This window comes from Acrocarpospora corrugata, assembly GCF_009687845.1.
In the GTDB taxonomy this organism is placed as follows: domain Bacteria; phylum Actinomycetota; class Actinomycetes; order Streptosporangiales; family Streptosporangiaceae; genus Acrocarpospora; species Acrocarpospora corrugata.
Map to the genome: position 1 here is coordinate 21,110 of NZ_BLAD01000045.1, position 26,475 is coordinate 47,584.

Consider the following 26,475-nt stretch of genomic DNA (forward strand, 5'->3'; position numbering starts at 1 on the left):
GACGCCGCTCTCCCACCCGTACGGACCTCGGCGGGGTTACAACCATCAGGACACGATGCTTCCGCCGAGTCTTCGGTGGATCCACAATTCTCCTATGCCGGAAATCGTTTCACTGAGGTCGGGCGATCCCCACAACCTGGGTGCGTACCGCCTTCAGGGGCGAATCGGAGAAGGTGGCCAGGGGGTCGTCTATCTCGGGGTGGGCTCCACCGGGGACCAGGTCGCCGTCAAGTTGCTCCGGTCCGACCTGGCCGGGGACCCGATGATGCGCGAGCGCTTCCTGCGGGAGGTCGACGCCGCCAAGCGGGTCTCGCCGTTCTGCACGGCGCAGCTGATCGAGACGGGTGTCGCGGGCGACCAGCCGTACATCGTGAGCGAGTACATCGAGGGGCCCACGCTCCAGCAGCGGGTGCTCGCGTCGGGGCCGCTCAGCGGGCCCGCGCTGCACCGGCTGGCGATCGGGACGGCGACCGCACTGGCGGCGATCCACCAGGCCGGCGTGGTGCACCGCGACTTCAAACCGGCCAACGTGATCATGGGCCCGGACGGGCCGAGAGTGATCGACTTCGGCATCGCGAAGGCGCTGGACGCGTCCTCGACCCAGACCTCCCGGCCGGTGGGCACCCCCGCCTACATGGCGCCGGAGCAGATCATGGGCCACCAGGTCGGGCCGCCCGCCGACCTGTTCGCCTGGGCCTGCACGATTCTTTACGCGGCGACCGGGAACAGCCCGTTCGGCAGCGACACGCTCCCCGCGGTGATCAACCGCATCCTGAACGCCGACGCGAGCACGGACGCGCTGCACGGGCTGCTGCGGGACGTGGTCGAATCGTGCATCGCCAAGGATCCGCGGGGCCGGCCCACGGCGGAACAGGTGCTGCTGCGGCTGCTCCAGCATTCGCAGCCGAACGCCACGATCCTCCAGGAAGCGGCCGCCGCGGCCGGCAGCGCGGCCCCGCCGGGATACGGCGCGCCGCCGCAGAACCACTGGGCGCCCCCTGGCACGCAGCCGCCACCGCCGTACGCGCCGACCAAGCAGTACGCGGCCGGCGTTCCGCCGCAGACGGGCTCCTACGGCATGCCGCCGATGAACCAGCCGATGAACCAGCCGCAGAACCAGCCGCTGCGTCCGCCGGTCAACCAGCCGCCGCCTCCGCCGTACCACCCGCAGCCGATCCACCAGATGGGCACGCAGGTGGCGGCCGGGCCGAAGGGGTCCAGGGTCGGGCTGGCCGTGCTCGCCGTCGGGGTGGCCGTGGTCGCGATCGTGGCGGTGGTCGTGGTCGCGATGCGCAACGACGACGGCGGGACGGACCAGGCGAGCACGTTCTCGTCGGTCAGCGCGTCGCCCGCGGCCTCCAGCCCGGAGCCGGAGCCGAGTCCGAGCCCGACGGCGACGGTGGTCCGGACGAAGTTACCCGGACTGTCCGCCTACCTGTACGAGGCGTCGACCGACCCGCTCGCGCTGACGTACTACGACGTCAGCGACTCCAAGCAGGACTGGACCAACTACCCGCGAGAGTCACGCGACGGGAAGTTCACCCGGAGCAAGAAATACTGGCAGCAGTACCTGTCGCCGGACGGGGTCTACGCGGTCGGACGGCCCCGCAACTACCTGACGGACGACTTCCACGGGGTGGACATCATCACCCGGGCCACCGGCGCGGTGCAGTCCCTCAAGACGGTCAAACTGCCGCTCACCTACGAGTACGGCGAATGGTCCAGGAACAGCAACCGCGTGCTCTTCACCATCCTCAACCCGAGCGGCGAGGACTGGACCGTCAAGGGCTTCCTGGTGATCGAGCCGGCCACCGGCAAGGTCACCATCCGCCGGATCAACGACCCCGCGATCAAGGACGGCCGCTTCTACTGGAGCCCCGACGAGTCTGGATTTGTCACCTCTTACACGGATGAGACGACGAGTGGGCTGCGGCACTACAACTTCGCGGGCGAGGTCGTGAAGACGATCCCCGGCGTCGGGGTGCCGAACAACTCGGCGGGCGGGCTGTACTCCCCGTCTGGAGATCTGTTCGTCACGAAATGCCCGGACGCGAGCGCGGGGACCTGCATCTGGGACTCCGAAACGGGGGCCGCGCAGACCCAGTTCACCTCCGACTGCAATCGGGTCCTCGGCTGGTGGGACGAACAGCACGTCTACTGCTGGATCTCACCGACCGACAAGTCCTCGAACGTGTCCGTGGTCGACCTCAACGGCGACGTCGTACGCAAACTCATCGAGACCTCGGACGTGAAGAGCCTGTCCCCCTACTACTCGCGCACCGGTAACAGTTGAGATCCGCCCTGAACCGGGCCAGAACCGCATCCGTGAATGGGGCATGAGGATTTCGATTGGGGCAGCCGGAGCGGTGGCCGTCGCACTGCTGGCCACCGCGTGCGCGTCCGGCGGCAGTGGCGGGGTCCCCGCACCGGCCTCGGTCAACTTGACCGGCAAGATCCAGCTCGTCTCGTACGACGGGTGCGACGACATGCTCGCCAGCCTGCGCACGCTGACCGCCAAGAACGTCGGAGCGTGGGGCTTCGGCATGCCGATGGTCGCGCTGGAGGCCCAGGACTCGATGCCGGCCGCGCGGAGCACCGCCGGCAGCGGAAGCGCGGGCTCGTATTCGACCACCAACGTGCACGAAGCCGGAGTGGACGAGCCCGACCTGGTCAAGACGGACGGCTCGCGGGTGATCGTGGTCACCCAGGGCGTGCTGAGGGTGATCGACACGGCCAGCCGGAAGGTCACCGGTGAGCTCCGGCTGGTGCCGAGGGAGCAGAGCTGGATGCCGGCCGACCTGCTGGTCTCCGGGAACCGGGCGCTGGTGCTGATGACCCAGGGCGGCGGGCTGGCGGTGGACACCACCGCCCGGATCCGCCCCATGCTCGGCCCGAAGTACGTGCTGGTGGATCTGTCCGGCGCGCCGAAAGAGCTGGGCTCGATGTCGATGACCGGCAGCCACGTGGACGCCCGGATGGTGGGCAGCACCGTCCGCATCGTGGTCAAGTCCACGCCCGACATCGCCTTCCCCGAGCCGAAGCCGAACGCGAAGGACGCCGAACTGCTGGCCGCGAACAGGGCCGCCGTCGAGCGCGCGCCGATCGAGGCGTGGCTGCCCAAGTTCGAGATCGAGTCCGGCGGCGTGAAAACGCCGGGCAGGGTGAAGTGCGAGAACGTCAGCCACCCCGCCGAGTTCTCCGGCACGTCCATGCTGAGCGTGCACACCCTCGACCTGAACGGCTCCTTCGGCACGGTCGAGCCGATCAGCGTCGCCGCCGACGGCGACACGGTGTACGGGACGAAGGACAGCCTCTACGTCACCAGCAACCCGCAGCTCTGGTTCATGCCGACCGTCCTGATGCCCGAAGCGGTCGACCCGCCGGCCGATCCGGTCAAGCCCGCACCGGACCCGGAGATGCCCACCCTGATCCCGGACGCCTCCCCCGGCGCGATCGCCCCCGAGGTCCAGCCGACCCACCCCGAGGCCGAGAAGATCACCCCGCCGACGCCCGGAGTCGAGACCGTCGCCCCGCCGACGCCCGCTCCGACGCCCAAGGCGGAAACCATCGCCCCGCCGACGCCCGCTCCGACGCCCACCGCTCCGCCGGAGCGGACCGAAATCCACCGGTTCGACATCACCGCCGTGGGTTCACCCCGCTACGTGAGCTCCGGTTCGGTCCCCGGCCGCCTGCTCAACCAGTACTCGCTGTCCGAGCACGCCGGACAGCTGCGGATCGCGACCACCTCAACCCCGCAGACCCCGAACGCCAAGAGTGAAAGCGCCGTCTACATCCTCAAAGCCGACACTCTCGCCCAGGTCGGCTCGGTCACCGGCCTCGGCAAGGACGAGCAGATCTACTCGGTCCGCTTCATCGGCGACCTCGGCTACGTCGTCACCTTCCGCCAGGTCGACCCGCTGTACGCCCTCGATCTCCGCGACCCGGCCGCCCCCAAGGTCACCGGCGAACTCAAAATCACCGGCTACTCCGCGTACCTGCACCCCGGCGCCCCCGGCCGCCTGATCGGCGTCGGCCAGGAAGCCAACCAGGAAGGCCGCCAGGCCGGCACCCAGGTATCGCTCTTCGACGTCTCCAACCCCGCGACCCCCCAGGTCCTGGGCCGCTTCTTCCAGGAGGAGAGCGGCTCCGACGTCGAATGGGACCCGCACGCCTTCCTCTACTGGCCCGCGGACGGCCTCGCCATGATGCCCCTCACCAGCTGGGCCAACAACTGGTCAGAAGGCAGCTCCGCCCTGGTCCTGCGCATCACCGACACCGAAATCGCCAAACTCGGCACGATCACCCACCCCAAGATCGCCCAGCAGACCGAGTTCGCCCCTCTCAACCCTGGCATCCGCCGCTGCCTGATCATCGGCGAATCCATCTGGACCCTCTCCGACCTGGGCCTGAAGCTCAACGACGCCAAGACCCTCGACGACCAGACCTGGATCCCGTTCAGCTAGCGAACACTCAGAGAGCGCTTAGAGAGCGCGCCCCTCAGGGCTGGCCACCGGGACGATCTCGGGGGCGCCCATCTGGATGGCGTCGGCCTCCTGGTCGGTGTCCTGCTCCTGGGAGGCGCGTTCGGCCTCAACGCGTTTGGTGTAGTACTCGACCTCGCGTTTGACCTGTTCGGAGTCCCAGCCGAGCGGGCCGGCCAGGAGTTCCGCGGCCTCCTCGGCGACGGCGAGGCCGCGGTGGAAGGTCTCGATGGAGATGTGGGTACGGCGGGTCAGGACATCGTTGAGGTGCCGGGCGCCCTCGTGGGTGGCGGCGTAGACGATCTCGGCCCGGAGGTAGTCGTCGGCGCCGGTGAGGGGGCGGGCCAGGGTGGGGTCGGCTTCGATGAGTTCGAGGACCTCTTCGGTCATCGATCCGTACCGCTGGAGGAGATGCTCGATCCGGGCCACGTGCAGGCCGGAGGATTCGGCGAGGCGGTGCCGGGAGTTCCACTGGGCCTGGTAGCCCTCGGCTCCGGCGAGCGGGATCCGATCCGTACAGGACGCGGGAACCCGCAGGTCCAGCCCGTGCGCGACCGCGTCCACGGCGTCGGCGGCCATCACCCGGTAGGTCGTGAACTTGCCCCCGGCGACCATGACCAGCCCCGGAACCGGATGGGCGACCACGTGCTCGCGGGACAGCTGGGAGGTCTGCTCGGACTCGCCGCGCAGCAACGGCCGCAGCCCCGCGTACACGCCTTCGACGTCGTCCCTGGTCAGCGGCACGGAGAGGACCGCGTTCACATGATCGAGAACGTAGTCGATGTCGGTACGGGACGCCGCCGGATGCGCCTTGTCGAGAGTCCACGCGGTGTCGGTGGTCCCGATGATCCAGTGCCTTCCCCAAGGAATCACGAACAGCACTGATTTTTCGGTGCGAAGGATGATTCCGGTGAGCGAATGGATGCGATCCCGAGGCACCAGCAGATGCACGCCCTTGGAGGCTTTCACGTGGATCTGCCCACGCCCGCCCACCAGCTCCTGGATGTCGTCCGTCCAGACCCCGGTCGCGTTGACCACCTGCCGGGCCCGGACATCCAGCTCGGTCCCGGTCTCCAGGTCACAGACCCGGACCCCGGTGACCCGCTCCCCTTCCCGCAGGAACCCCACCACCTGCGCCCGAGACGCCACCTGCGCCCCATAATCGGCAGCCGTCCTGAGCAGGGTCATCACATACCGCGCGTCGTCCACCTGCGCGTCCCAGTACTGCACCGCCCCCGTGAACGCGGTCCGCTTCAACGCCGGAGCCAGCCGCAGCGCCCGCCGCCGCGACAGATGCCGGTGCCCCGGCACCCCCCGGGTGCCCCCGAACGAGAACCCCAGACTGTCGTACAGAACCAGCCCGGCCCCCACATACGGCCGCTCCCACCCCGTATGCGTCAGCGGGAAGAGAAACGGCACAGGCCGCACCAGATGCGGCGCGATCCGCTGCAACAGCAGCGAACGCTCCTGCAGCGCCTCCCGCACCAGATCGAAATTGAGCTGCTCCAGATACCGCAACCCGCCGTGGATCAGCTTCGACGACCGCGACGAGGTCCCCGACGCGAAGTCCCGCGCCTCCACCAGCCCGACCGACAGGCCGCGCGTGGCCGCGTCCAGCGCCACCCCCGCGCCGACCACACCCCCGCCGACCACGACCACATCAAGCTCATGTGACCCCATCCGGCTCAATGCGGCGTGCCGCTCGGCCGGGCCGAGCCTCGCTGTCCCCAGTCGGGCCGTCATGGATCTCCCTCGGTACGGCTGTCGCGTGATATGTACCCCGAATCTACCGGTCAGTAGCCCCTTGACCAGTAATCCGCCTCACGAACAGCGCTCGGGAACATGGAGGATATTGCCATGAGCATCACTCTCTCCGACGCCGCCATCGTCACCCCCAACGGCGTACACCACGGCTGGCTCACCATCGAAGACGGCCGGATCACCCACATCGGCCACGGCGAGGCCCCCGGCAACGGCCTCAGCCTGGGCGGGCGGACGGTCGTGCCCGGCTTCGTGGACATCCACGTGCACGGCGGCGGCGGAGCGGGTTACCCCTCAAGCTCGGCCGACCAGGCCCGCCAGGCGTTCGCCTTTCACCAGCGGCACGGCACCACAACCGCGCTGGCCAGCCTGGTCACCGCCCCACTGGAATCCCTGGCCGCCTCCGCCGCCACCCTGGCCGGCCTGTGCGCCGAAGGCCTCCTCGCCGGAATCCACTTCGAGGGCCCCTACATCTCGGCCGCCCGCTGCGGCGCCCACCCCCCCGGCCTGCTCCGCACCCCCTCGGCCACCGAATTCGCCGACCTGATCAAAGCGGCCAACGGCCACGCCCGCATGTTCACCCTCGCCCCCGAACTCCCCGGCGCCCTCGACGCCATCCGCGAATGCACCGCCTCCGGCGTGATCGCCGCCATCGGCCACACCGACGCCACCTACGAAGAGGCCACCGCCGCCATCGACGCCGGCGCCACCGTCGCCACCCACCTCTTCAACGCCATGCGCCCCCTCAACCACCGCGACCCCGGCCCGATCACCGCCGCCATGACCGACGACCGCGTCACCGTCGAACTGGTCAACGACGGCGTCCACCTCCACCCCAGAATCATCGACCTGGTCCTCGCCGCCGTCCCCCCCACCCGCGTCGCCTTCATCACCGACGCCATGGCCGCCGCCGGCATGCCCGACGGCGACTTCACCCTCGGCTCCGTCCAGGTCGAAGTCCGCCAAGGCGTAGCCCGCCTCGCGGGCACCCCCACCATCGCCGGCAGCACCCTCACCATGGACACCGCCTTCCGCAACGCCATCCACACCAACTCCCTAACCCTCCCCGAGGCCGCCCAGGTAACTTCCCTGACCCCCGCCCACATCCTCGGCCTCTCCCACGAAATCGGCTCAATCACGGTAGGCAAAAAAGCCGACCTGGTAATCCTCAACCCCGCCCTTGAGGTAACCGCCGTAATGAAGTCCGGCACCTGGCTCACCCAGCCCTAACCCACCCCAGATGTGCCTGCCCTTGCCCGACGAAGCCGGCATCGCCGCCAGGGCGACCTATCGGGGGCGGGCGGAGGCACGAACAAAGTGTGGGCTTGTGGCGGCTGCCTACGGAGGGTGCGAGGCCGGGCGGTACACGGAGACTCCTGCGGATGCTCAAAATTTCGTAGTGGCATCCGTTATGGATACGGAGCGGATCTGGTCGGGGGTCAGGCCTTTTACATCTCGCAGGTCCGCGCCGCGCAGGTCCGCGCCGGTCAGGAGCGCGCCGCGCAAGTCCGCGTCGCGCAGGTCCGCGCCAGTCAGGTCTGTCTCTACCAGGCCCGCGTTGATCAGATCCGCGAAGCGCAGGTCCGCGTTGGACAGGGTCGCGTAGTTCAGGTTCGCGCCGATCAGCTGCGCGCTGGTCAGGTCCGCGCCGTACAAGTTCGCGTGGGTCAGTTCCGTGTTCTTCAGTTCCGTGCCGATCAGTTCCGCACCGCGCAGGTTCGCGTTGTTCAGGTCCACGCGGTTCAGGAACGTGCCGCGTAGGCCCGCGTCGGTCAGATTCGCGCCGTTCAGGTACGCACCGGTCAGGTCGGCATCGGTCAAGTCCGCGTCGGTCAAGTCCGCGCTGTTCAGGTACGTGCCCTTCAGGGTCGCCTCGCTCAGGTCCGCGCTGTTCAGGTGGACGTCGTTCAGGTCCGCGTCGTTCAGGTCCGCGCCATTCAGATCCGTGCCATTCAGCTTGGCGTCCTTCAGGTTTGCGCCGCTCAAGTTCGCGCCGCTCAGGTCCGCGCCGCTCAGGTTTACGCCGCTCAGGTCCGCGCGCGGGAATCGAGTTTCGGAGAAGTCGGCTCGGTCGATTGGCACGGCGAGGGTCGGTGCGATGGTAAGGGCGGCGTACACGTCGGCCGGCAACCGGATTGGTTCCATCGACCAGAGATCGTTGGGCGGTTGGGTGCACTGTTTGGGTGGGGGTTTGGGTGTGCAGAAGTCGTGGTTGCGGACGAATGCGGCGAGGACGTTTTCGATGGTGGGGCGGTCGCGGAGGGAGTCTTTGGCGATGCGTTGAAGGGCGTAGATGGCTCCCAGGCGGACATCGGCGGCCGGCGAGGCGAGTTGTTGGACGGCTTGGGTGTAGCGGTCAGTGATCTGTGCTTCCTGGTTGGCGGTGAGGGCTTGGGCGGTGTAGTCGAGGGTGCCTGCCGTGTAGTCGAGGGTGCGGGCGGTGAACAGGATTCCGAGGATGACGGCGGTGGAGGTGATGAGCGCGGTAATGGCCTGGAAGGGGCGTTGGCGGTGGGCGTCCCAGAGCTCTTGACGTTCTTTGGCGGTCAGCGCTTCGAGTTCTTCGGGGGCGGGCCGGTTGACGGGTGGGCGGCGGCGGAGAAAGCGGCCGAGCCAGGAGGCAGCGCGGGGCTTGGGCGGTGTGGTGACTGTGGCAGTGGCGACTGGGGCAGTGGCGACTGGGGCAGTGGCGTCCGGCGCGGCGCGTGGGCGGCGGTTCAGGTGAGCGTATTTGCGGGTGACCCGTCGCGGGGGGTGAGGGGTGGACATGGGTTCAACGTTAGGGATCAGTTGATCGCTGGTCAGCGGACTGGTTGTCGGTATTTGACCGGGTGATCCGAAACGTGCTGCCGTGGTGACGGTGGTATCGGATGTGGCAAGACACCAAACTGGCCGCGCCAGAGGCACGGCCAGTGTCACAGCGTGGTCAGTGTCACAGCGGTGGGGTCACAGCGGTGGGGTCACAGCGGTGGGGTCACAGCGGTGGGTCACTGCGGTGGGGCTACGACTACCTCGACGCGCTGGAATTCCTTGATGTCGGAGTAGCCGGAGGTGGCCATGGTGCGCTTGAGGGCGCCCATCAGGTTCATTGAGCCGTCGGCTACCGAGGAAGGGCCGTGCAGGATTTCGGCGAGGGTGCCGATGGTGCCGAATTCGACGCGGCGGCCTCGGGGGAGGTCGGGGTGGTGGGCTTCTGAGCCCCAGTGGAAGCCTCGGCCGGGGGCTTCGGCGGCGCGGGCCAGGGGGGAGCCGACCATGACGGCGTCGGCGCCGCAGGCGATGGCCTTGGCGATGTCGCCGGAGCCGCCCATGCCGCCGTCGGCGATGACGTGGACGTAGCGGCCGCCGGATTCGTCCATGTAGTCGCGGCGAGCGGCGGCGACGTCGGAGATGGCGGTGGCCATCGGGACGACGACGCCGAGGACGTTGCGGGTGGTGTGGGAGGCACCGCCGCCGAAGCCGACCAGGACGCCGGCCGCGCCGGTGCGCATCAGGTGCAGGGCGGCGGTGTAGGTGGCGCAGCCGCCGACGATGACGGGGACGTCGAGTTCGTAGATGAACTGCTTGAGGTTGAGCGGTTCGGCCCGGCCGGAGACGTGCTCGGCGGAGACCGTGGTGCCGCGGATGACGAAGATGTCGACGCCCGCGTCTATCACGGCCTTGTGGTGCTGGACGGTGCGCTGCGGCGACAGCCGGACGGCCGTGGTGACGCCCGCCTCGCGGATCTCGGTGATCCGGCGGCCGATCAGGTCGTCCTGGATGGGCGCGGTGTAGATCTCCTGCAAGCGCCGGGTGCCGGCCTCGGCGCTCAGGGTGGCGACCTCGTCAAGCAGGGGCTGCGGATCCTCATACCGAGTCCAGAGCCCTTCCAGGTCGAGGACGGCGAGCCCGCCGAGCCTGCCGATCTCGATCGCGGTGCGCGGTGAGACGACGCTGTCCATCGGGCTCACCACGACCGGCGACTCGAACCGGTAGGCGTCTATCTGCCAGGAGATCGAGACCTCCTCGGGGTCCCGCGTCCGCCTGGACGGCACGATGCCGATCTCATCCAGCGAGTACGCCCGGCGGCCGGTCTTGCCACGGCCGATCTCCACCTGAGTCATTTGTTAGTCCTCGCCCAAGTACGTGTGCAGTACGTGTTGCCCTACGTACTCTAACGACGGTGGTAGTTGGGAGCCTCGACCGTCATCTGGATGTCGTGGGGGTGGCTCTCCTTGAGACCGGCGGCGGTGATCTGCATCAGCTGGCCGTGGTCGCGCAGATCGGCGATCGTGCGGGATCCCGTGTACCACATCCCCTGCCGGACGCCACCGATCAACTGATGGGCGACGGCGGAGACCGGGCCCCGGTAGGGCACCTGGCCCTCGATGCCCTCGGGGATGAACTTGTCCTCGCTGGAGATCCCGTCCTGCGCGTAGCGGTCCTTGCTGAAGGAGGCGCCACCACGCTCCCGGTTCCTGACCGCGCCCAGCGACCCCATCCCCCGGTACGACTTGAACTGCTTGCCGTTGATGAAGATCAGCTCGCCGGGTGACTCCTCACACCCCGCCAGCAGCGACCCGAGCATGACCGTGTCCGCCCCCGCCGCGATCGCCTTGGCGATGTCCCCCGAGTACTGCAGGCCCCCATCGCCGATCACCGGCACCCCGGCAGGCCCAGCCGCGCGCGACGCCTCGTAGATGGCGGTCACCTGAGGCGCACCCACGCCCGCGACCACCCGCGTGGTGCATATCGAGCCGGGGCCGACCCCGACCTTGACCGCGTCGACGCCCGCCTCGACCAACGCCTGAGCGCCCGCCCGAGTGGCGATATTGCCCCCCACCACGTCCACCCGGCTATTGGCCTTGATCTTGGCGACCATGTCACAGACGCCCTTGGAATGCCCGTGCGCGGTATCCACGATGATCACATCGACGCCCGCCTCGATCAGCGCGTGCGCCCGCTCCTCGGCGTCCCCCGCCACACCCACGGCCGCCCCCACCATGAGCCGCCCGTCGACGTCCTTGGTGGCCAGCGGATACTGCTCACTCTTCGTGAAGTCCTTGACCGTGATCAGACCCTGCAGCCGCCCCTGCTCATCCACCAGCGGCAGCTTCTCGACCTTGCGCGACCGCAGCAGCCGGAACGCCTCGTCCCTGGACACGCCCACCGGCGCCGTGACCAGCGGCATCTTCGTCATGACATCGCGCACCAGCAACGAGTGGTCGCTCTCATAACGCATGTCCCGGTTGGTCACGATCCCAACCAGCACCCCCGCCTCATCGGTCACCGGCACCCCGGAGATCCGATACCGCGCGCACAGCTCCTCGACATCGGCCAGCGTCGCATCCGCCGTGCAGGTGACGGGATTACTCACCATCCCCGCCTCGGACCGCTTCACCAGGTCCACCTGCTGCGCCTGATCCTGAATCGACAGATTCCGATGCAGTATCCCGATCCCACCCTGGCGGGCCATCGCCACCGCCATCCGAGCCTCGGTCACCGTATCCATCGCCGCCGAGATCAGCGGAATCCGCAAAGTGATATTCCTCGACAACCGCGTCGAAGTATCCGCATCCCCCGGCTGCAAATCCGAATACGCCGGCACCAGCAGCACATCATCGAACGTAAGCCCCGGTTCGGTGAACTTCCCCATCGTCTACGCCCCTCCCCACCGCAAAGGGCCCGCCCTAAGCCCTTGCCCGCTCAGTGTAGTGTCCGCCTCACCACCCCCACTCCCCTCCTGTGGATAACCCCGCGCACCCCCACCCACCAGCCCGGCAACCCCGCCCCTTAAGTCGTATGTCCCGGCTTGGTCGCGCCGGTGTCTGGACTGAGGAAGGCAGGGAGCGCAGCGACCGGAGAGACGAGGGAAGACACCGGCTAAGGAGCGACCAAGCCCGCCGCGCCGAAGGCGCGGCAAATGTAAACGACCTGGGGACGACTCCGATGCGCACCACCAGCACCCGAGCCGGTGAGCCGAGCGCCGACCCGCTCGCGCAACTCGGCCTCAGCCCGGCCCAGACCAGCCTCTACGCCGCCGTACTCCGCCTGCACCGCGCCGGCCTCGATGAGATCGCCCTGGCGGCGGACACCCCACTGGACGAGGTGGCCGGGGAGCTGGCGGGCCTGGTCCGGCTGGGCGCGGTGGACGAGCAGGCGGGTGAGTACCTGGCCAGGCACCCGGCCGCCACGATCGGCCGCCTGATCGCGGCCAGGCTGGACCGGCTGGCCCAGGAGAGCCGCCAGATCGACGACGTGCTGGCCGCCATCGGCGGCCTGACCGACCAGTACGACGCCGGCCGCGACCACCAGACCTGCACTTCCCCATCGAGTTCGTCAGCGGCGCGGACGAACTCTACGAAAGCATCGTCGGATTGGCGCTCCAGTCGCCGCCGGCCGATCTCGTCTCGGCAATCCCGGACCAAAGAACAATGAATGATTTCGTACAAAAATATGCCGACCCCTGGATCAAGGCCGTGGAAGACAAGCTGCTTTCGGCACGCCTGGTCGTGCCCGCGGAGTCGCTCGCCGTACCGGGCGTGAAGGAGGCGCTGGCGCGCCTGACCCGGGCCGGTGCGGGGGTGCGCGTGCTGGATCGGGTGCCGAGCTGGTTCTTCGCGCTGGGCCGGGACGCGGCGGGGCTGCCCGCCGAGTGGGGCGGCTCGCTGCCGGGCAGCGCGTACAACTGCTACCTGGTCAGGCGCCGATCGTGGTGGACGCGCTGCGCGCCCTGTTCGAGGCGCTGTGGGCCCGCGCCACGCCGCTCCGCTATCCGCCGGGCGCCGTGCAGGTGCTCCGGCTGGCCTCCCAGGGTCTGTGCGACGAGACGATCTCCCGCGTCCTCAATCTCTCGGTACGGACCGTTCGCACCAGATCCGCGGAAGCGATGAGCGAGCTCGGCGTTCAGTCCAGGTTTCAGGCCGGAGTCGAGGCCACGCGGCGCGGCTGGCTGTAATGAGGCCCATCAAGCCCATCAAGTCGTGTCCTGGTCATATGGTGGGATCGTGCTGGAAGACGTCCCCCGCGACCCGTTCGCGGACGACCCGAACGACCCTGCCGTGGAGCTGGGCGAGCTTGACGACCCCGAGCCGCTGACGAGTTCCGAGCGGGACGAGGCTCTGACCGATCTGGCCGACGTCGAGGTGTTCCGTTCCCTGCTGGAACCGCAGGGAGTACTCGGGCTCGTCCTGGATTGCCCGGAATGCGGAGAACAGCACTACTTCGACTGGGACCTCCTGCGCGGCAACCTCCGCCAGATGATCGACAACGGCCGCCCTCAGGTGCACGAACCGGCGTTCCAGCCCGACCCGGCCGACTACGTCAGCTGGGAATACGCCCGCGGCTACGTCGACGGTGTCATCGACACCGAGGAAAGCCGCTGAGCGTCGTAGAAGCTGTCCACATCGGCGACCAGCGCCCGGAGCACCAGGATCGCCGGATCCGACGACCGGACCGCCTCCCGGCGGGCCAGCGCGTCGAGCACCACGTCAACGTCGTGTGTCACGCAATCGACTCTAGCTCTGCCATCTGACGTAGTCGGGCAAGAGCGCGATGCTGGGCCACCCGGACCGCCCCCGGCGACATGCCGAGCACGTTCCCGGTCTCCTCCGCCGACAGCCCGGAGACCACCCGCAGAATGAGCAGCTCCCGCTGGTTCTCCGGCAGCCTGGACAGCAGCGCCCGCGCGTGCTCGGCCTCGATATACCGGACCACGGTCTCCTCGGGTCCGGGCCCCTCATCAGGCCCGTCCGGAAGATCCTGGGTCGGTACGGCGCTGCGCACCGAACTCCGCAGCGCGTCCGCCACCTTGTGGGAAGCGATCCCGAACACGAACGACGCGAACGGGCGGCCCATGTCGCGGTAGCGCGGCAGTGCCGACAGCACCGCGATGCACACCTCTTGGGCCACATCATCCGCGATGTGGTAATGACCGGAGACCCTCCCCAGCCGGGCCCTGCAGTAACGCACTACCATCGGGCGCAATTGGCCCAGCAGCGATTCAATTGCTTTGCGATCTCCTGACACGGCAAGGCTGGTCAGTTCCCTGAGGTCGGACTCATCCGATCTCGTCGCAAGCCTTACCCCAGTTGCGGCGTCGGCGACGCATCCCTCGGTCACGTTAGGCATGATGCCCGCCACGATCGTGCATGTCCCCATGGTGGACGGATACGGATTGGTCACATTGACGCGTCGATAACCTGGCGTAATCGGCCGATCACTGAGGCGTTTGAACATTTCAGAAGAAAGCCAAAATCGCGGCAATTGTGTCAGATGTTCTGACAGGTCAGGGGCGGTACCGACGCCTTATCCGGTTGTTAGGTTTACCGGTTCCTATATAGAAGAACGGCCCCCGCCTCAAGTGGCGAGAGCCGTACTTCCCTGATTTCTACTGTCCGCTAGTGGCCATGCCCGTGGCCGTGGCCGCCCGCGGCGGGGGCCTCTTCCTCCGGCTTGTCCGCCACCAGAACCTCGGTGGTGAGCAGCATGCCGGCGATGGACGCGGCGTTCTGGACGGCAGAACGGGTCACCTTGACGGGGTCTATGACACCCTGGGCGATCAGGTCGCCGTACTCGCCGGTGGCCGCGTTGAGGCCGTGACCCGGCTTCAACTCGGCGATCTTCGAGGTGACCACGTAGCCTTCGTGGCCGGCGTTCTCGGCGATCCAGCGGGCCGGCTCGACCAGGGCCTTGCGGACCACGGAGACGCCGGTCGCCTCGTCGCCGGTCAGGCCGAGGTTGTCGAGCTCCTTGCTCACGTGCACGAGCGCGGAGCCGCCGCCGGAGACGATGCCCTCCTCGATCGCGGCGCGGGTGGCCGAGATCGCGTCCTCCAAGCGGTGCTTCTTCTCCTTCAGCTCCACCTCGGTGGCCGCGCCGACCTTCAGCACGCAGACGCCGCCGGACAGCTTCGCCAGCCGCTCCTGCAGCTTCTCGCGGTCCCAGTCGGAGTCGGACTGCTCGATGGCGAGCTTGATCTCCTTGACCCGGTCGGCGATCGCGGACGCCTCGCCGGCGCCGTCGACGACGGTCGTGGCGTCCTTGGTGATGACCACCCGGCGGGCGGTGCCGAGCACCTCAAGGCCGACGTGCTCCAGCTTGAGGCCGATCTCCTCGGAGACCACCTCGGCCCCGGTGAGGGTGGCGATGTCCTGGAGCATGGCCTTGCGGCGGTCACCGAAACCGGGCGCCTTGACCGCGACCGAGGTGAACGTGCCGCGGATCTTGTTGGTGACCAGGACTGCCAGGGCCTCGCCCTCGACGTCCTCAGCGATCACCAGCAGCTGACGCTTGGTCTGGGCGACCTTCTCCAGCAGCGGCAGGAAGTCGGCGATCGAGGCGATCTTGCCCTGGGTGAGCAGGATGAAGGGGTCCTCCAGGACCGCTTCCATCCGCTCCTGGTCGGTCACCATGTACGCCGACAGGTAACCCTTGTCGAACTGGAGGCCCTCGGTGAACTCCAGCTCCAGGCCGAGCGCGTTGGACTCCTCGACGGTGATGACACCGTCCTTGCCCACCTTGTCGAACGCCTCGGCGATCAGTTCGCCGATCTTGGAGTCCTGCGCGGAGATGGTCGCGACGTGCGCGATCTCCTTCTTGTCCTCGACCGGGCGGGCCGAGGCGAGCAGCTGCTCGCTGACCGCCTTGGCGGCCAGGTCGATGCCGCGCTTCAGCGACAGCGGCTGCGCGCCGGCGGCCACGTTGCGCAGGCCCTCGCGGACCATGGCCTGGGCCAGCACGGTCGCCGTCGTCGTGCCGTCACCGGCGACGTCGTTGGTCTTCGTGGCGACTTCCTTGGCAAGCTGGGCGCCCAGGTTCTCGTAGGGCCGGTCCAGCTCGATCTCGCGGGCGATCGTGACACCGTCGTTGGTGATCGTCGGCGCCCCGAACTTCTTGTCGATGACCACGTTGCGGCCGCGCGGGCCGAGCGTCACCTTCACAGCGTCCGCGAGGGCGTTCACGCCACGCTCAAGAGCGCGCCGCGCGTCCTCGTCAAACGACAGAGTCTTCGGCATAGCAGTCCTCTCAGCGTCCGGGTCTCACGGGAGGAATCCCGGCCAGAAACCCCGGACAGAAACTCCGGACAGAAGTGAAAGCCCCGGGTACTGGAGGCACCCGGGGCTCTTGCACGTCTTACTTGTCGATGATGGCGAGCACGTCACGGGCGGAGAGCACCAGGTACTCCTCGCCGCCGTACTTGACCTCGGTCCCGCCGTACTTGCTGTAGAGGACTACGTCGCCCTCGGTGACGTCGAGCGGAACCCGCTTGCTGCCGGACTCGTCCCAGTTGCCGGGACCAACCGCGAGGACCTTGCCCTCCTGCGGCTTCTCCTTGGCGGTGTCCGGGATGACCAGACCGGAAGCGGTGGTCTGCTCGGCCTCAAGCGGCTGAACCACGATGCGGTCGCCGAGCGGCTTAACGGGAACCTTAGTGGCGGTCGTCATGATCGGACCTCCCCTTCAGATTGCGATGAGTGAGCTGAAGAGGCGACCAGTGGCCTGCCGTCGCGGGTGTCAGACCTGCCTCGTCGCGTTTTGATTGGCACTCTCCCTAGGTGAGTGCCAAAACGAAACAGTATGCACAACCCCCGAGTCAGTCAACACGAACTCCAGTCGCAGGTCAGATGAGCCTTCCGCCACCCGCGAACACCACCCCGCGGGACGAGGGCCCTAACAACGGGAACATCACCGGCAATGATGATGAATCATCAGAGACTCCAGCCGACGGTAATGTAGCGGGATGACCACGAACGGCGACGACGAGGTCCCTACGATGGGTGACGTGACCAGCACAGCAGAACAGCTGAGCCGTCCGGCCGAGGACGTTCTCGCCAACTGGCCTTACCCTCCCGAGGGCGGGTGGACGGCCGATGACCTCGATCGGCTTCCCCTGGACGGGCCCAACGGTGAACCGGACTTCTTCAAACGCGTCGAACTCGTCGATGGAGCCCTCGTTTTCATGTCCCCCCAGAAACGATTCCACGCCCGGGTTCAGCACGGGCTTCATGTCCGGCTGAACGAGCAGGCCCCGCCTGAGCTGCTCGCGGTCAGCCAGATGGACATGCGACTGGATCGCGAGTGGCGGCCGTGCCCGGATCTGATGGTCATCGACGCCGAGGCGGACGACGACGATCGCACCTTCTACCCGCCCCAGACGGTTCACCTGGTCGTCGAGATCGTCTCGCCCGAATCCGAACACCGGGACCGGGCGGTCAAGCCGCCGAAGTACGCCAGGTGCGGGATCCCGAACTTCTGGCGGATCGAGAACAACGAGAACACGCCGGTGGTCTACGTCTTCGAGCTGGATCCGGCGACCAGCGCGTACGGGCTGGCCGGGATTCAGCATGGGCGGCTGAAGGTCGACGTCCCCTTCTCGATCGATATCGATCTCGCTGACCTGCCGCGCTAGCGGGTGCCGATAGCGTCTGGGGGTGGATCTGGAGAGCTTCGGTCGGTTGTTCACGCCTGAGGGGCGTAAGGCGCTCGGGGCGGCCGTGGAGTTGGCGGGGGCCGATCCGGTGGTGGCGGCCAGTTCGTTGCGTAAGGGGTTCGACGCGGGGCTGGTGGGGGCGGCGCTGACGCAGGCGGGGTTGCGGCGGCGGGCGGTGGTGAAGTTCGGGGTGGACGCGGCGGCGATGTACTTCACGCCGCATGGGCTTGAGCAGGCGACCCGGGTGGAGGTCGCGGAGCATCGGGCCGGGCGGTTGCGGGCCGGTGGTCTGGTGGTGGGGGATGCCTGTTGCGGGATCGGCGGGGATTTGATCGCGCTGGTTCGGGCGGGGTGCCAGGTCGATGCGGTCGATCTTGATCCTTTGACGGTGGCGGTGGCGCGGGCCAATGTGGAGGCGCTGGGATTGAGTGCGGCTGTTCGGGTCGCGGGCGCTGAATCGCTTGATCCGGGAGCTTATGACGTTTTGTTCGCGGATCCGGCGCGGCGGTCGTCGAGTCAGCGGACTTTTGATCCGAACGCTTATTCGCCGACGTGGCCGGTTCTGATGGAGATGGTTTCCCGGGCCAGGGCGGCTTGTTTGAAAGTGGCGCCTGGAATTCCGTACGAATTCATCCCGGCTGGGGCCGATGTGGAGTGGGTCTCTTTTCGCGGAGAGGTGAAGGAGGCGGTTCTCTGGATGGACTCGGCCGCTGTGGGGGGATTCGCAGCGGAATACCCGGCGAAGCGCTTCAGGGATTCACTAGAGCGGCACTCGGATTCGCCCGAGAACCCGGGTTCGGAGGAGCGGTTCGGACGGAGGGCGACGTTGTTGCCCAGCGGGGACGAATTGGTCGCTACAGGGACACAAGCCGTGGTCGGGGCGGTTGGCCGGTATCTGTATGAGCCGGATGGGGCGGCTGTGCGCGCGCATCTGGTCGGCGAGGTGGCCGAGCTGGTCGGGGGGCGGCTGATCGACCCGCAGATCGCCTACCTGACCGGTGACACGGCGGCCGCCAGCCCGTGGGTGGCGGGGTACGAGGTCCTGGACGTGATGCCATTCTCATTGAAGCGCCTGAGGGCCGCGTTGCGGGAGCGGCGGGTCGGGGTCGCGACAATCAAGAAGCGCGGGTCGGCGGTGGACGTGGAGCGGCTGCGTAAGGATCTGCGGCTGTCGGGAGACAACTCGATCGTGGTGATTCTCACCAGAATCGGCGAACGGCCGACCGCCATCCTCGCCACTGAAATGGCTCTATGAGCCGGTAAACCGCAGTCCATTCGGGCAATCCACCGGGAATTGCGATCTTTTTCAGTCCGGCCCGAAAGGCCGGCGACGAAGGGCTACAGTTCGGTGACAGCACGTGTTTGCGCGGTTACATCCCTCATCGAACCGGACCCATTTCCCACCGCTGCGATCGAACGTCGGCGAGTGAAGGAGCTTTCGGTGGACCACTCCAACCACACCCTCCTCCAGGCGGGCAGTCAGGCCGCCATCTCCGACCGGATGCGCGAGCTGCTGGCCCGCGCGGCCCAGGACCACGTCTACGAGCAGCGCACCCAGGGCGCGGTGCTCGACGAGATCCGGCAGCGGCTGGAAGGCATGGAATGGCTGCTCCGCGAGGTGCGCGAGCGGGAGCTCGGCGGACTCAGCGGCACCATGGAGGCGGTCAACGGCCGCCTCGACGACATCACCAACCGGCCGCCGTCCTGGGCCGAAGGACTGGCCCAGCACGTCGAACTGGTCCGCGACCACGTGGACGCGGTGAACGAGCGGGTCGGCGGCATCGGCGACCGGGTGGACTCGGTCGGCGAGCGGGTCAAACCGATCGCCGAACTGCCCAGTCTGTGGGCCGACGTCGGGACGGTCGGTGAGAGCGTCGACGAGGCGCTGACCCGGCTTCAGTCCATTCTGGACGGCACCCATTCCGTCACCGACCGTATGGTCGAGTTCACCAAGCGCCTCGGCCAGCTCCAGGCCAGCATGGAGGCCGCCGCCAACCGGTTCACCCGGCTGGACAAGGCGCTCTCCGAGCTGGCGCAGCGGACCGAGCGGCTGGAAGGCGGCGTGCTCGACCTGACCTCGGGTCTCGGGGGCGCGGTGGAAGCCGCCGCCGACCGGGTGACCACGGCGGTCGAGCAGGTCGCGGTGCGGATCGGCGAGGTCGAGAGCCGCCAGGCGGTCGCCGCGGGCAGGCTGGACCGGCTCGACACCGGCCTGGCCACCGTGAGCACCGGCCTGACCGCCGTGACCGCCGGGCTGGCCACGGTCAGCGACGGACAGGCCGAAACCGGCGCGCAGTTCCACGCCCTGGAAGCCCAGGTCGCCGGGGTCACCGCGCGCCTGGACCGGATCGACGGGCGGATCGAGACCGCCGACGAGTGCCTGGCCGACATCGACACCCGGATGACCGGCGTCGAGACCCGGCTCGGCGGCGTGGACGCGCGCCTGGTGACCGTGGACAGCCACCTCGGCCGTCACGACGAGCGTTTCACCACGCTCGACGAGCGCGTGAACACCCTGGACGAGGGCCTGCGCGGCCGTCTGACCGCCCTGGACGAGCAGGTCGCCGAGCGCCTCGACGGCGTCGACGACCGGGTCGAGGCGGTCAGCCAGCGGATCGGCCAGCTCCCCGCGACGCTGGAGATCAGCGAACTGCACAAGAACCTGGGCGATCTGGGCGCCGAGCACGCGTCCCGCTTCGACACGGTGGAACTCCGCCTGACCGAGGCCGCCGAGGCGCTCACCCCGCTCATCACCGCCCGTCCGGACCGGGAGCAACTCGCCGAAACCCTCGCCCGTACGGTGGAACCCGCGCACACCGACATGACCCGCCGCCTGGGCGCCCTGGAGGAGACCATGCTGGCTCTCGCCGAGGCGCTACTCCGCCCGACCCGCAACAACAAGGACTGAGCCGGAGGGCCCCGCGCCGGGGCCCTCTGACAAATGTCACCGTCAACCCCGGAAGATCCGCACTAACGGCTGCCGCAGCGGATTCCTAGCGTTGACGGCATGAACGCCATCGCATTCGACCAGGTCAGCCGGAGCTACGGGGACGCACTCGCCGTGGACCGGCTCGACCTGGAGATCCCCCGGGCGCGGACGGTCGCCCTGCTCGGCCCCAACGGCGCCGGCAAATCCACCTCCATATCACTGCTTCTCGGGCTGATCCGGCCGACATCGGGGACGGTACGGGTGTTCGGCCGTACCCCCGAGGAGGCGGTGAGCGGCGGGGAGGTCGGCGCGATGCTGCAGGACGGCACGCTGATCCCCGAACTGACGGTCGCCGAGACGGTGGACTTCATCCGGCGGCTCTACCCCCGCCCGCTCGGGCTGGCCGAGATCCTCCGCATCGCCGATCTCACCGAAGTCGCCAAGCGGCGGGCCGACCGGCTGTCCGGCGGCCAGATCCAGCGGGTGCGGTTCGCGCTCGCCATCGCCGGAGCACCCCGCCTGCTCGTCCTGGACGAGCCGACGGCCGCGATGGACGTGGAGTCGCGGCGCCGGCTCTGGGCGAGCATGCGGGCGTACGCCGCTGACGGGCATACCGTGCTCTTCACCACGCACTACCTGGAGGAGGCCGACGAGAACGCCGACCGGGTGATCGTGATCGCCCGGGGGAAAGTCGTCGCCGACGGGACGGCCGCCGAGATCAAGGCCGGGGCCGGCGGGCAGACGGCGAGTTTCGCGATCGGCGGCCAGCCGTCGGGGGCGCTGGCGACGCTCCCCCACGTCAGCGGCGTCGAGCTGCGCTCCGGGCGGGCCACCCTGCGCACCGCGGACCTGGACGCCACCATCGCCGCGCTCTACCGCGGCACCACCCTCGACGTGCGCGACCTGCGGATCGGCGGAGCCGACCTCGAAGAGGCGTTCCTCGCCCTCACCAGGGAGGCCTGATGCCGTCCTACCTCAGAGTCGAAGCGCTGCGGATGTTCCGCAACAAGCGGTATGTCGTCTTCGTCGTCGCCTTTCCTGTCTGCTGCTATCTGCTCTACTCGGGCCTCGGGAGTGACCAGGAAAGCGTGGTTCTCATGGTCTCCATGGCCGCGTACGGTTCCCTCGCCGCGGCCATGATGTCGAGCGCGGTGCCGTGGGCCCAGGAACGGACCGGCGGCGGGTTGCGGCAGTTGCAGGTCACGCCGCTGTCCCGGTGGACGATCATCGTCACCAAGCTGGCCGCCTCGTTGCTGCTGGTGCTGCCCTCGCTGGTGCTGGTGTGCCTGGCGGCCGTACTGGTCCGGCAGGTGAGGCTGTCGGCCGGGCCGTGGATGACGCTGATTCCGGCGATGTGGCTGGGCACGATCCCGTTCGCGGCGCTGGGGCTGACCATCGGCTCGCTGCTGCCCGCCGAGTCGGCCCAGCCCGCCGCGATCGCGAGCATGTTCGGGCTGGCCGTGGTGGGCGGCCTGTTGTTCCCGGTCAAGCTGATGCCGGAGACCATGCGGGCGATCATGCGGGCGCTGCCGTCGTACGAGTACGCGAGCATCGGCTGGCGGATCGCCGGCGGGCAGCTGCCGGAAGGCTCGATGATCGCCGGGCTGGCCGGGTGGGGTGTGGTGCTGGGCTCTCGTCTACCCGCTGCTGTTCGGCGGCGGGTGGCTGTCACTGCCGATCTACGTCACGGTCGTGTACGCGATGGCCCTGTCGATGCGTCCCGCCGTGCTGAGCATCGCCGGCATGGCCGTGTGCGTGCTGATCGAAGGGCTGCTGATCGGCACCGACGGCGGAACGCTCGTCATCCTGCTGCTCCAGATGGCCACCCTCGGCGTCCTGTTCATGAGCGTGCGCAACACCCGGCTGCTGGTGGTCCAGCTCCGTCAGGCTCAGCGTGAGGTCGCCCGGCTGGCGGCGGCCGAAGAACGCCTGCGCATCTCCCGCGACCTGCACTACCTGCTCGGCCAGAGCCTCTCGCTGATCGTCCTCAAGAGCGAGCTGGCCGGTCGGCTCGCCGAGTCGGGCCAGGAACCGGTGCGGCGGGAGCTGCCGACATCGAGTCGGTGGCCCGGCAGGCACTCGTCGAAGTCCGCGAAGCCGTGACCGCCTACCGGCGGCGCGGCCTCAGCGACGAGATCGACGGCGCCCGCTCGGCCCTCGAAGCGGCCGGAGTGACCGTGACCGTCCACAGATCCTGCCCTCCGCTGGTGGACGACCTCGACGGCCTGTTCGGCTGGGCGGTCCGCGAGGGCGCCACCAACGTGGTCCGGCACGCGCGCGCGGCGCACTGCTCGATCGAGGTGACCCACGACGGCTCGGCGGCGACCCTGGAGATCACCGACGACGGCCACGGCGGAACGGGCCCACCGGGGAGCGGCTTGCGCGGCTTGTCCGAACGCGTCGACGCGGCCGGGGGAACGTTGCGAGCCGACGCAGGCCCGCGGGGGTTTCGGTTGCGGATCGAGGTTCCCGTCCGAGTCGTCGAGCCAGTCGAGACGGGGTCGAGCGCCACATGATCCGGGTGGTGCTGGCGGAGGATCAGGCGATGGTGCGGGGTGCGCTGGCTTCGCTGCTCGGCCTCGAACCGGACATCGACGTGGTGGGTGAGGCCGCCTCCGGGGAGGAACTGCTGACCCTCGCGGAGCAGGTCGTGCCGGACATCGCGCTGCTGGACATCGAGATGCCGGGAATGGATGGAATCACGGCCGCCGGAAAGCTGCGGGGGCGCGTTCCCGGCTGCCGGGTGATGATCCTCACGACCTTCGGCCGCCCAGGCTACCTACGCCGGGCGATGGAAGCCGGCGCGTCGGCCTTCCTGGTCAAGGACAGCCCGGCCCGCGAACTGGCGGCGGCCATCCGCCGCGTCCGCGCGGGCGAACGCGTCATCGACCCCGCCCTGGCCGCCGCCGCCCTGAGCGCCGGCCCGAACCCACTCTCCCCGAGAGAACGCGACGTCCTGGCCGCTTCGGTCAACGGATCGACCATCGCCGACATCGCGACCCGCCTACACCTGTCGGCAGGCACGGTGCGCAACTACCTGTCCGCGGCGATCCAGAAAACCGGCGCACGCAACCGCACCGAAGCCCTACAAAGAGCCGCAGACCAAGGCTGGCTTTAGACGTGAATAGTGGTGATCGGCAGTGACGAATCCGCCGGAATCGTCAGCTGAGACGGCGCCACTCCGGCCTCCAGGAGGTTGGCCCCCAGGGCCGCCACCATGGCGCCGTTGTCCGTGCACAGCCCCGGGCGGGGCACCCGCAGGCGCACCCCCGCCGCGTCGCAGCGTTCCTGGGCCAGGGCGCGGAGGCGGGAGTTGGCGGCGACGCCGCCGCCGATCAGCAGGTCGTGCACGTCGTGTTTCGCGCAGGCGGCGAGGGCCTTGCGGGTGAGGACGTCGACGACGGCCTCCTGGAAGGAGGCGGCGACGTCGGGCAGGGAGAGCGACCCGCCGTTCTTCTCGACGTAGCGGGCGACGGCGGTCTTGAGGCCGGAGAAGGAGAAGTCCAGCGTGCCGTCGTCGGCTTTGCCGCGCGGGAAGGCGATGGCGGTGCCGGAGCCGTCGCGGGCGGCCCGGTCGATGTGCGGGCCGCCGGGGAAGGGCAGGCCGAGCACGCGGGCGACCTTGTCGAAGGCTTCGCCGGCGGCGTCGTCGACGGTGGAGCCGAGCGAGATGACCTCTTTGGCGACGTCGGGGACGAGCAGCAGCGAGGAGTGGCCGCCCGACACCAGCATGGCCAGGCACGGCTTGGGGAGCGGCCCGTGTTCGAGCTGGTCGACGGCGACGTGGGCGGCGAGGTGGTTGACGCCGTAGAGCGGGACGCCGAGCCCCAGCGCGTACGCCTTCGCCGCCGCCACCCCGACCAGGAGCGCGCCCGCGAGCCCGGGACCGGCGGTGACCGCGATGGCGTCGATGTCGGTGACCCGCAGCCCGGCTTTGGCCAGGGCGCTCTCCACGGTGGGGATCATCGCGTCCAGGTGGGCGCGGGACGCCACTTCGGGGACGACCCCGCCGAACCGGGCGTGCTCCTCCATGCTGGAGGCGATCGTGTCGGCGAGCAGCGTGTGCCCGCGCACGATGCCGATGCCCGTCTCGTCGCAGGATGTCTCGATCCCCAGGACGATCGGCTGGTCAGCCATCGAGTTCCCTCATCATCGTGATCGCGTCGGTGCCGTCGTCGTAGTAGCCGCGGCGCACCCCGTACGGCTCGAAGCCGAAGTTCGCGTACATGGTCTGGGCGGGCGGGTTGTCGGCCCGCACCTCAAGGAAGATCTTGGTAGCGCCGCGCCGGGCGGCTTCGGCGAGGAGCGCGGTCAGCAGTTGGGAGCCGATGCCGGAGCGGCGGTGTTCCGCGTAGACGGCGATGGTCTGGACGTCGGCCTGGTCGGCGGCGATGGCGAGGCCGGCGTAGCCGACGATCCGGCTGTCGACTTCGGCGACCAGGTAGTGCCGGGTGCGCGGCTGGTCGGCGAGTTCGCCGCGGAGCATGCCCTCGGTCCAGGCGTCGGCGGGAAAGGTGGCCCGTTCGATGTCGAGCACGGCGGCGAGGTCGAAGCCGGTCATCTGGCGGAGGGCCGCCACGGGGGCCTGGCCGATCACGCGGTCACCTTCTTGGGCGCCCCCGGGATCTGGGCGTCGGGACGGCGCAGGTAGATGGGCGCGGGCGGGCCGAGGACGGCGCGGCCCTGGGCGGCTTCCTCGGAGTCGATCCGGCCTTCGGGCAGTCCGGCCGCCGCGGCGGCCTGTTCGGGGGTGAGACCAGCCAGCTGTTCGGCGGCGAGCCCCGCCAGGGCGCCGGCCGAGGGGTGTTCCGGCCCGGTCACCGCGCCGATGATCTCCTCATAAAGCCGGATTCCGACGATCGGCAGCCCGCCGGGAACGTCATGCGGCCGGGCCACGCGCGGCCCGTCGAGCCGCGTCCTGGCGTCGCCGTACCGCGCCCAGAAGAGTTCTTTGCGGCGCGCGTCCGTGACCACGACGAAGGGCTCGGACGATCCGGTCGCGTACGCCAGCGCGTCCAGCGTGCAGACGCCGTAGGCGGGAATGCCCAGGGTCGAGCCGAGCGCCCGCGCCGTCATCAGACCGACCCGCAGCCCCGTGTACGGCCCCGGCCCGGCACCCGCGACCACCGCGGTGACCTCGCGCAGCGAAGCACCCGCCTCGGTGAGCACACTCTCGATCGCCGGGGCGAGCAGTTCGCCGTGGCGGCGGGCGTCGACCGTCGTGGACTCGGCCAGGACGCGCGTTCCATCATGCAACGCGGCCGTCACGGCGGGCGTCGCGGTATCGAAGGCCAGGACCAGCACGAACAACAAGGGTAGCCGTTCCGGCGAGCCGACCCGTCAGAGTCGGGCGGTCACGCGGGAGGCGTACACGATGATGTTGTCCCGATATTCGTGGTTCTTCCAGTCGAAATCGCCGCCGCAGGTGACCAGGCGCAGGCCGTCGCCGGTGTAGACGCTTCTGGCGGGGAACTCGTCCTTGGGGATCTGTGCCACCGAGTCGACCTGGTAGGACGCGGTTTTCCCGTCGCTGCGCAGGACTTTGACGGTGGCGCCCTTGCGGAGTTCGCGGAGGCGGTAGAAGACGGCGGGGGCGGATTTCGTGTCCACATGGCCGATGATCACGGATGCGCCGTCGTCGCCGGGGACGGCGCTGCCGGTGTACCAGCCGGCCACCTTCGGCTTCTCGTAGGGCGGGAGTTCGACGTCGCCCGCGCCGGTCAGGCCGAGCTTCATCAGCGGGGCCTTGATGGCGAGGGCGGGGATGTCGATGCGTTCGGGCACGGCGGCGGAGCGGGTCGCGATCTGCTCGGTCCGCGGTTTGCTGATCGCGACCAGCACTAATCCGGTGATCACTCCCGCGATGATCAACGAGCGGGTGGAACTGGCCAATC

At 68.8% G+C, this 26,475-nt stretch carries 25 protein-coding genes and 1 pseudogene; 14 read left to right on the forward strand and 12 right to left on the reverse strand.

Going from position 1 to position 26,475, the window contains the following annotated elements; all coding sequences use genetic code 11:
* Positions 1 to 94: 94 nt before the first annotated feature.
* Both Acor_RS12525 and Acor_RS12530 read left to right on the forward strand, forming a co-directional pair.
* Positions 95 to 2,293 carry a serine/threonine protein kinase gene (locus Acor_RS12525; protein WP_170316896.1) on the forward strand — a complete coding sequence of 733 codons (2,199 nt, stop codon included), beginning with the start codon at positions 95 to 97 and terminating at the stop codon, positions 2,291 to 2,293.
* 43 nt (positions 2,294 to 2,336) lie between these two features.
* Positions 2,337 to 4,463 (forward strand): beta-propeller domain-containing protein, encoded by a 2,127-nt coding sequence (locus tag Acor_RS12530; protein ID WP_155336787.1) that lies wholly within the window; start codon positions 2,337 to 2,339, stop codon positions 4,461 to 4,463.
* Positions 4,464 to 4,481: 18 nt separating this feature from the next.
* Here Acor_RS12530 and Acor_RS12535 read toward each other — a convergent pair whose 3' ends face one another.
* Positions 4,482 to 6,224: a glycerol-3-phosphate dehydrogenase/oxidase gene (locus tag Acor_RS12535; RefSeq protein WP_155336788.1), complete on the reverse strand. Its 1,743-nt coding sequence runs from the start codon at positions 6,222 to 6,224 to the stop codon at positions 4,482 to 4,484.
* A gap of 114 nt (positions 6,225 to 6,338) precedes the next feature.
* Here Acor_RS12535 and nagA point away from each other — a divergent pair, with 114 nt between their 5' ends.
* The gene (nagA, locus tag Acor_RS12540; RefSeq protein WP_155336789.1) at positions 6,339 to 7,472 is read left to right on the forward strand and encodes an N-acetylglucosamine-6-phosphate deacetylase; all 1,134 of its coding nucleotides are present in this window, start codon (positions 6,339 to 6,341) and stop codon (positions 7,470 to 7,472) included.
* Between the two features lie 156 nt (positions 7,473 to 7,628).
* Here the strand turns inward: nagA and Acor_RS12545 are convergent, their stop codons facing one another.
* From Acor_RS12545 to guaB, 3 genes are all read right to left on the reverse strand, one after another.
* Complete coding sequence (locus Acor_RS12545) at positions 7,629 to 9,011, reverse strand: pentapeptide repeat-containing protein (protein ID WP_155336790.1); 1,383 nt, start codon at positions 9,009 to 9,011, stop codon at positions 7,629 to 7,631.
* A 218-nt stretch (positions 9,012 to 9,229) separates the two neighbouring features.
* On the reverse strand, positions 9,230 to 10,345 hold the full coding sequence (locus Acor_RS12550) for a GuaB3 family IMP dehydrogenase-related protein (RefSeq protein ID WP_174876143.1): 1,116 nt from the start codon (positions 10,343 to 10,345) through the stop codon (positions 9,230 to 9,232).
* A 50-nt stretch (positions 10,346 to 10,395) separates the two neighbouring features.
* A complete protein-coding gene (gene guaB, locus Acor_RS12555) occupies positions 10,396 to 11,877 on the reverse strand; it encodes an IMP dehydrogenase (protein ID WP_155336791.1) in 1,482 nt (493 codons plus the stop codon).
* Positions 11,878 to 12,170: 293 nt separating this feature from the next.
* On the opposite strand from guaB, the gene Acor_RS44270 reads away from it, so the two are divergent.
* The 3 genes from Acor_RS44270 (at position 12,171) to Acor_RS12565 (ending at position 13,606) form a co-directional block, all read left to right on the forward strand.
* Positions 12,171 to 12,659: a hypothetical protein gene (locus Acor_RS44270; protein ID WP_246238612.1), complete on the forward strand. Its 489-nt coding sequence runs from the start codon at positions 12,171 to 12,173 to the stop codon at positions 12,657 to 12,659.
* 217 nt (positions 12,660 to 12,876) lie between these two features.
* A complete protein-coding gene (locus Acor_RS44275; RefSeq protein ID WP_246238613.1) occupies positions 12,877 to 13,179 on the forward strand; it encodes a response regulator transcription factor in 303 nt (100 codons plus the stop codon).
* A gap of 49 nt (positions 13,180 to 13,228) precedes the next feature.
* The gene (locus tag Acor_RS12565) at positions 13,229 to 13,606 is read left to right on the forward strand and encodes a DUF5319 domain-containing protein (RefSeq protein WP_155336792.1); all 378 of its coding nucleotides are present in this window, start codon (positions 13,229 to 13,231) and stop codon (positions 13,604 to 13,606) included.
* Here Acor_RS12565 and Acor_RS12570 read toward each other — a convergent pair.
* The 4 genes from Acor_RS12570 to groES form a co-directional block, all read right to left on the reverse strand.
* Positions 13,567 to 13,728 carry a hypothetical protein gene (locus Acor_RS12570; protein WP_155336793.1) on the reverse strand — a complete coding sequence of 54 codons (162 nt, stop codon included), beginning with the start codon at positions 13,726 to 13,728 and terminating at the stop codon, positions 13,567 to 13,569. The two genes, Acor_RS12565 and Acor_RS12570, sit on opposite strands and share 40 nt — an antisense overlap.
* Entirely contained in the window at positions 13,725 to 14,351 is a 627-nt protein-coding gene (locus tag Acor_RS12575; RefSeq protein WP_155336943.1) for a sigma-70 family RNA polymerase sigma factor, read from the reverse strand. Before Acor_RS12575 ends, Acor_RS12570 begins: the two co-directional genes overlap by 4 nt.
* A gap of 269 nt (positions 14,352 to 14,620) precedes the next feature.
* Positions 14,621 to 16,237, reverse strand: coding sequence for a chaperonin GroEL (gene groL, locus Acor_RS12580; protein WP_155336794.1), 1,617 nt, complete (start codon positions 16,235 to 16,237; stop codon positions 14,621 to 14,623).
* A 118-nt stretch (positions 16,238 to 16,355) separates the two neighbouring features.
* Positions 16,356 to 16,667, reverse strand: coding sequence for a co-chaperone GroES (groES, locus tag Acor_RS12585; RefSeq protein WP_155336795.1), 312 nt, complete (start codon positions 16,665 to 16,667; stop codon positions 16,356 to 16,358).
* A 295-nt stretch (positions 16,668 to 16,962) separates the two neighbouring features.
* On the opposite strand from groES, the gene Acor_RS12590 reads away from it, so the two are divergent.
* The 8 genes and pseudogenes from Acor_RS12590 (at position 16,963) to Acor_RS12625 (ending at position 23,699) form a co-directional block, all read left to right on the forward strand.
* Positions 16,963 to 17,631, forward strand: a complete 669-nt coding sequence (locus Acor_RS12590; protein ID WP_155336796.1) for a Uma2 family endonuclease — start codon at positions 16,963 to 16,965, stop codon at positions 17,629 to 17,631.
* A 22-nt stretch (positions 17,632 to 17,653) separates the two neighbouring features.
* Entirely contained in the window at positions 17,654 to 18,907 is a 1,254-nt protein-coding gene (locus Acor_RS12595) for a class I SAM-dependent methyltransferase (RefSeq protein WP_155336797.1), read from the forward strand.
* Between the two features lie 186 nt (positions 18,908 to 19,093).
* Entirely contained in the window at positions 19,094 to 20,560 is a 1,467-nt protein-coding gene (locus tag Acor_RS12600; RefSeq protein WP_155336798.1) for a hypothetical protein, read from the forward strand.
* Positions 20,561 to 20,659: 99 nt separating this feature from the next.
* A complete protein-coding gene (locus Acor_RS12605) occupies positions 20,660 to 21,544 on the forward strand; it encodes an ABC transporter ATP-binding protein (RefSeq protein WP_155336799.1) in 885 nt (294 codons plus the stop codon).
* Between the two features lie 32 nt (positions 21,545 to 21,576).
* Positions 21,577 to 22,065, forward strand: a pseudogene (locus Acor_RS46235) (ABC transporter permease); the annotation flags it as partial.
* Between the two features lie 133 nt (positions 22,066 to 22,198).
* Positions 22,199 to 22,684 (forward strand): histidine kinase, encoded by a 486-nt coding sequence (locus tag Acor_RS44285; RefSeq protein WP_246238615.1) that lies wholly within the window; start codon positions 22,199 to 22,201, stop codon positions 22,682 to 22,684.
* Positions 22,645 to 23,097 carry a sensor histidine kinase gene (locus tag Acor_RS12620; protein ID WP_155336802.1) on the forward strand — a complete coding sequence of 151 codons (453 nt, stop codon included), beginning with the start codon at positions 22,645 to 22,647 and terminating at the stop codon, positions 23,095 to 23,097. The genes Acor_RS44285 and Acor_RS12620 overlap by 40 nt, the downstream gene beginning before the upstream one ends.
* Positions 23,094 to 23,699 carry a response regulator transcription factor gene (locus Acor_RS12625; RefSeq protein WP_155336803.1) on the forward strand — a complete coding sequence of 202 codons (606 nt, stop codon included), beginning with the start codon at positions 23,094 to 23,096 and terminating at the stop codon, positions 23,697 to 23,699. Before Acor_RS12620 ends, Acor_RS12625 begins: the two co-directional genes overlap by 4 nt.
* Here Acor_RS12625 and tsaD read toward each other — a convergent pair.
* Genes tsaD through Acor_RS12645 form a run of 4 tightly spaced genes read right to left on the reverse strand, consistent with a single transcriptional unit; the run spans position 23,696 to position 26,437 of the window.
* The gene (gene tsaD, locus Acor_RS12630) at positions 23,696 to 24,718 is read right to left on the reverse strand and encodes a tRNA (adenosine(37)-N6)-threonylcarbamoyltransferase complex transferase subunit TsaD (protein ID WP_155336804.1); all 1,023 of its coding nucleotides are present in this window, start codon (positions 24,716 to 24,718) and stop codon (positions 23,696 to 23,698) included. The genes Acor_RS12625 and tsaD overlap by 4 nt on opposite strands.
* Complete coding sequence (rimI, locus tag Acor_RS12635) at positions 24,711 to 25,142, reverse strand: ribosomal protein S18-alanine N-acetyltransferase (protein WP_155336944.1); 432 nt, start codon at positions 25,140 to 25,142, stop codon at positions 24,711 to 24,713. Before rimI ends, tsaD begins: the two co-directional genes overlap by 8 nt.
* Positions 25,143 to 25,174: 32 nt before the next feature.
* Positions 25,175 to 25,885 carry a tRNA (adenosine(37)-N6)-threonylcarbamoyltransferase complex dimerization subunit type 1 TsaB gene (gene tsaB / locus Acor_RS12640; protein WP_155336805.1) on the reverse strand — a complete coding sequence of 237 codons (711 nt, stop codon included), beginning with the start codon at positions 25,883 to 25,885 and terminating at the stop codon, positions 25,175 to 25,177.
* A gap of 36 nt (positions 25,886 to 25,921) precedes the next feature.
* Positions 25,922 to 26,437 (reverse strand): class F sortase, encoded by a 516-nt coding sequence (locus tag Acor_RS12645; protein WP_246238616.1) that lies wholly within the window; start codon positions 26,435 to 26,437, stop codon positions 25,922 to 25,924.
* Positions 26,438 to 26,475: the final 38 nt, after the last annotated feature.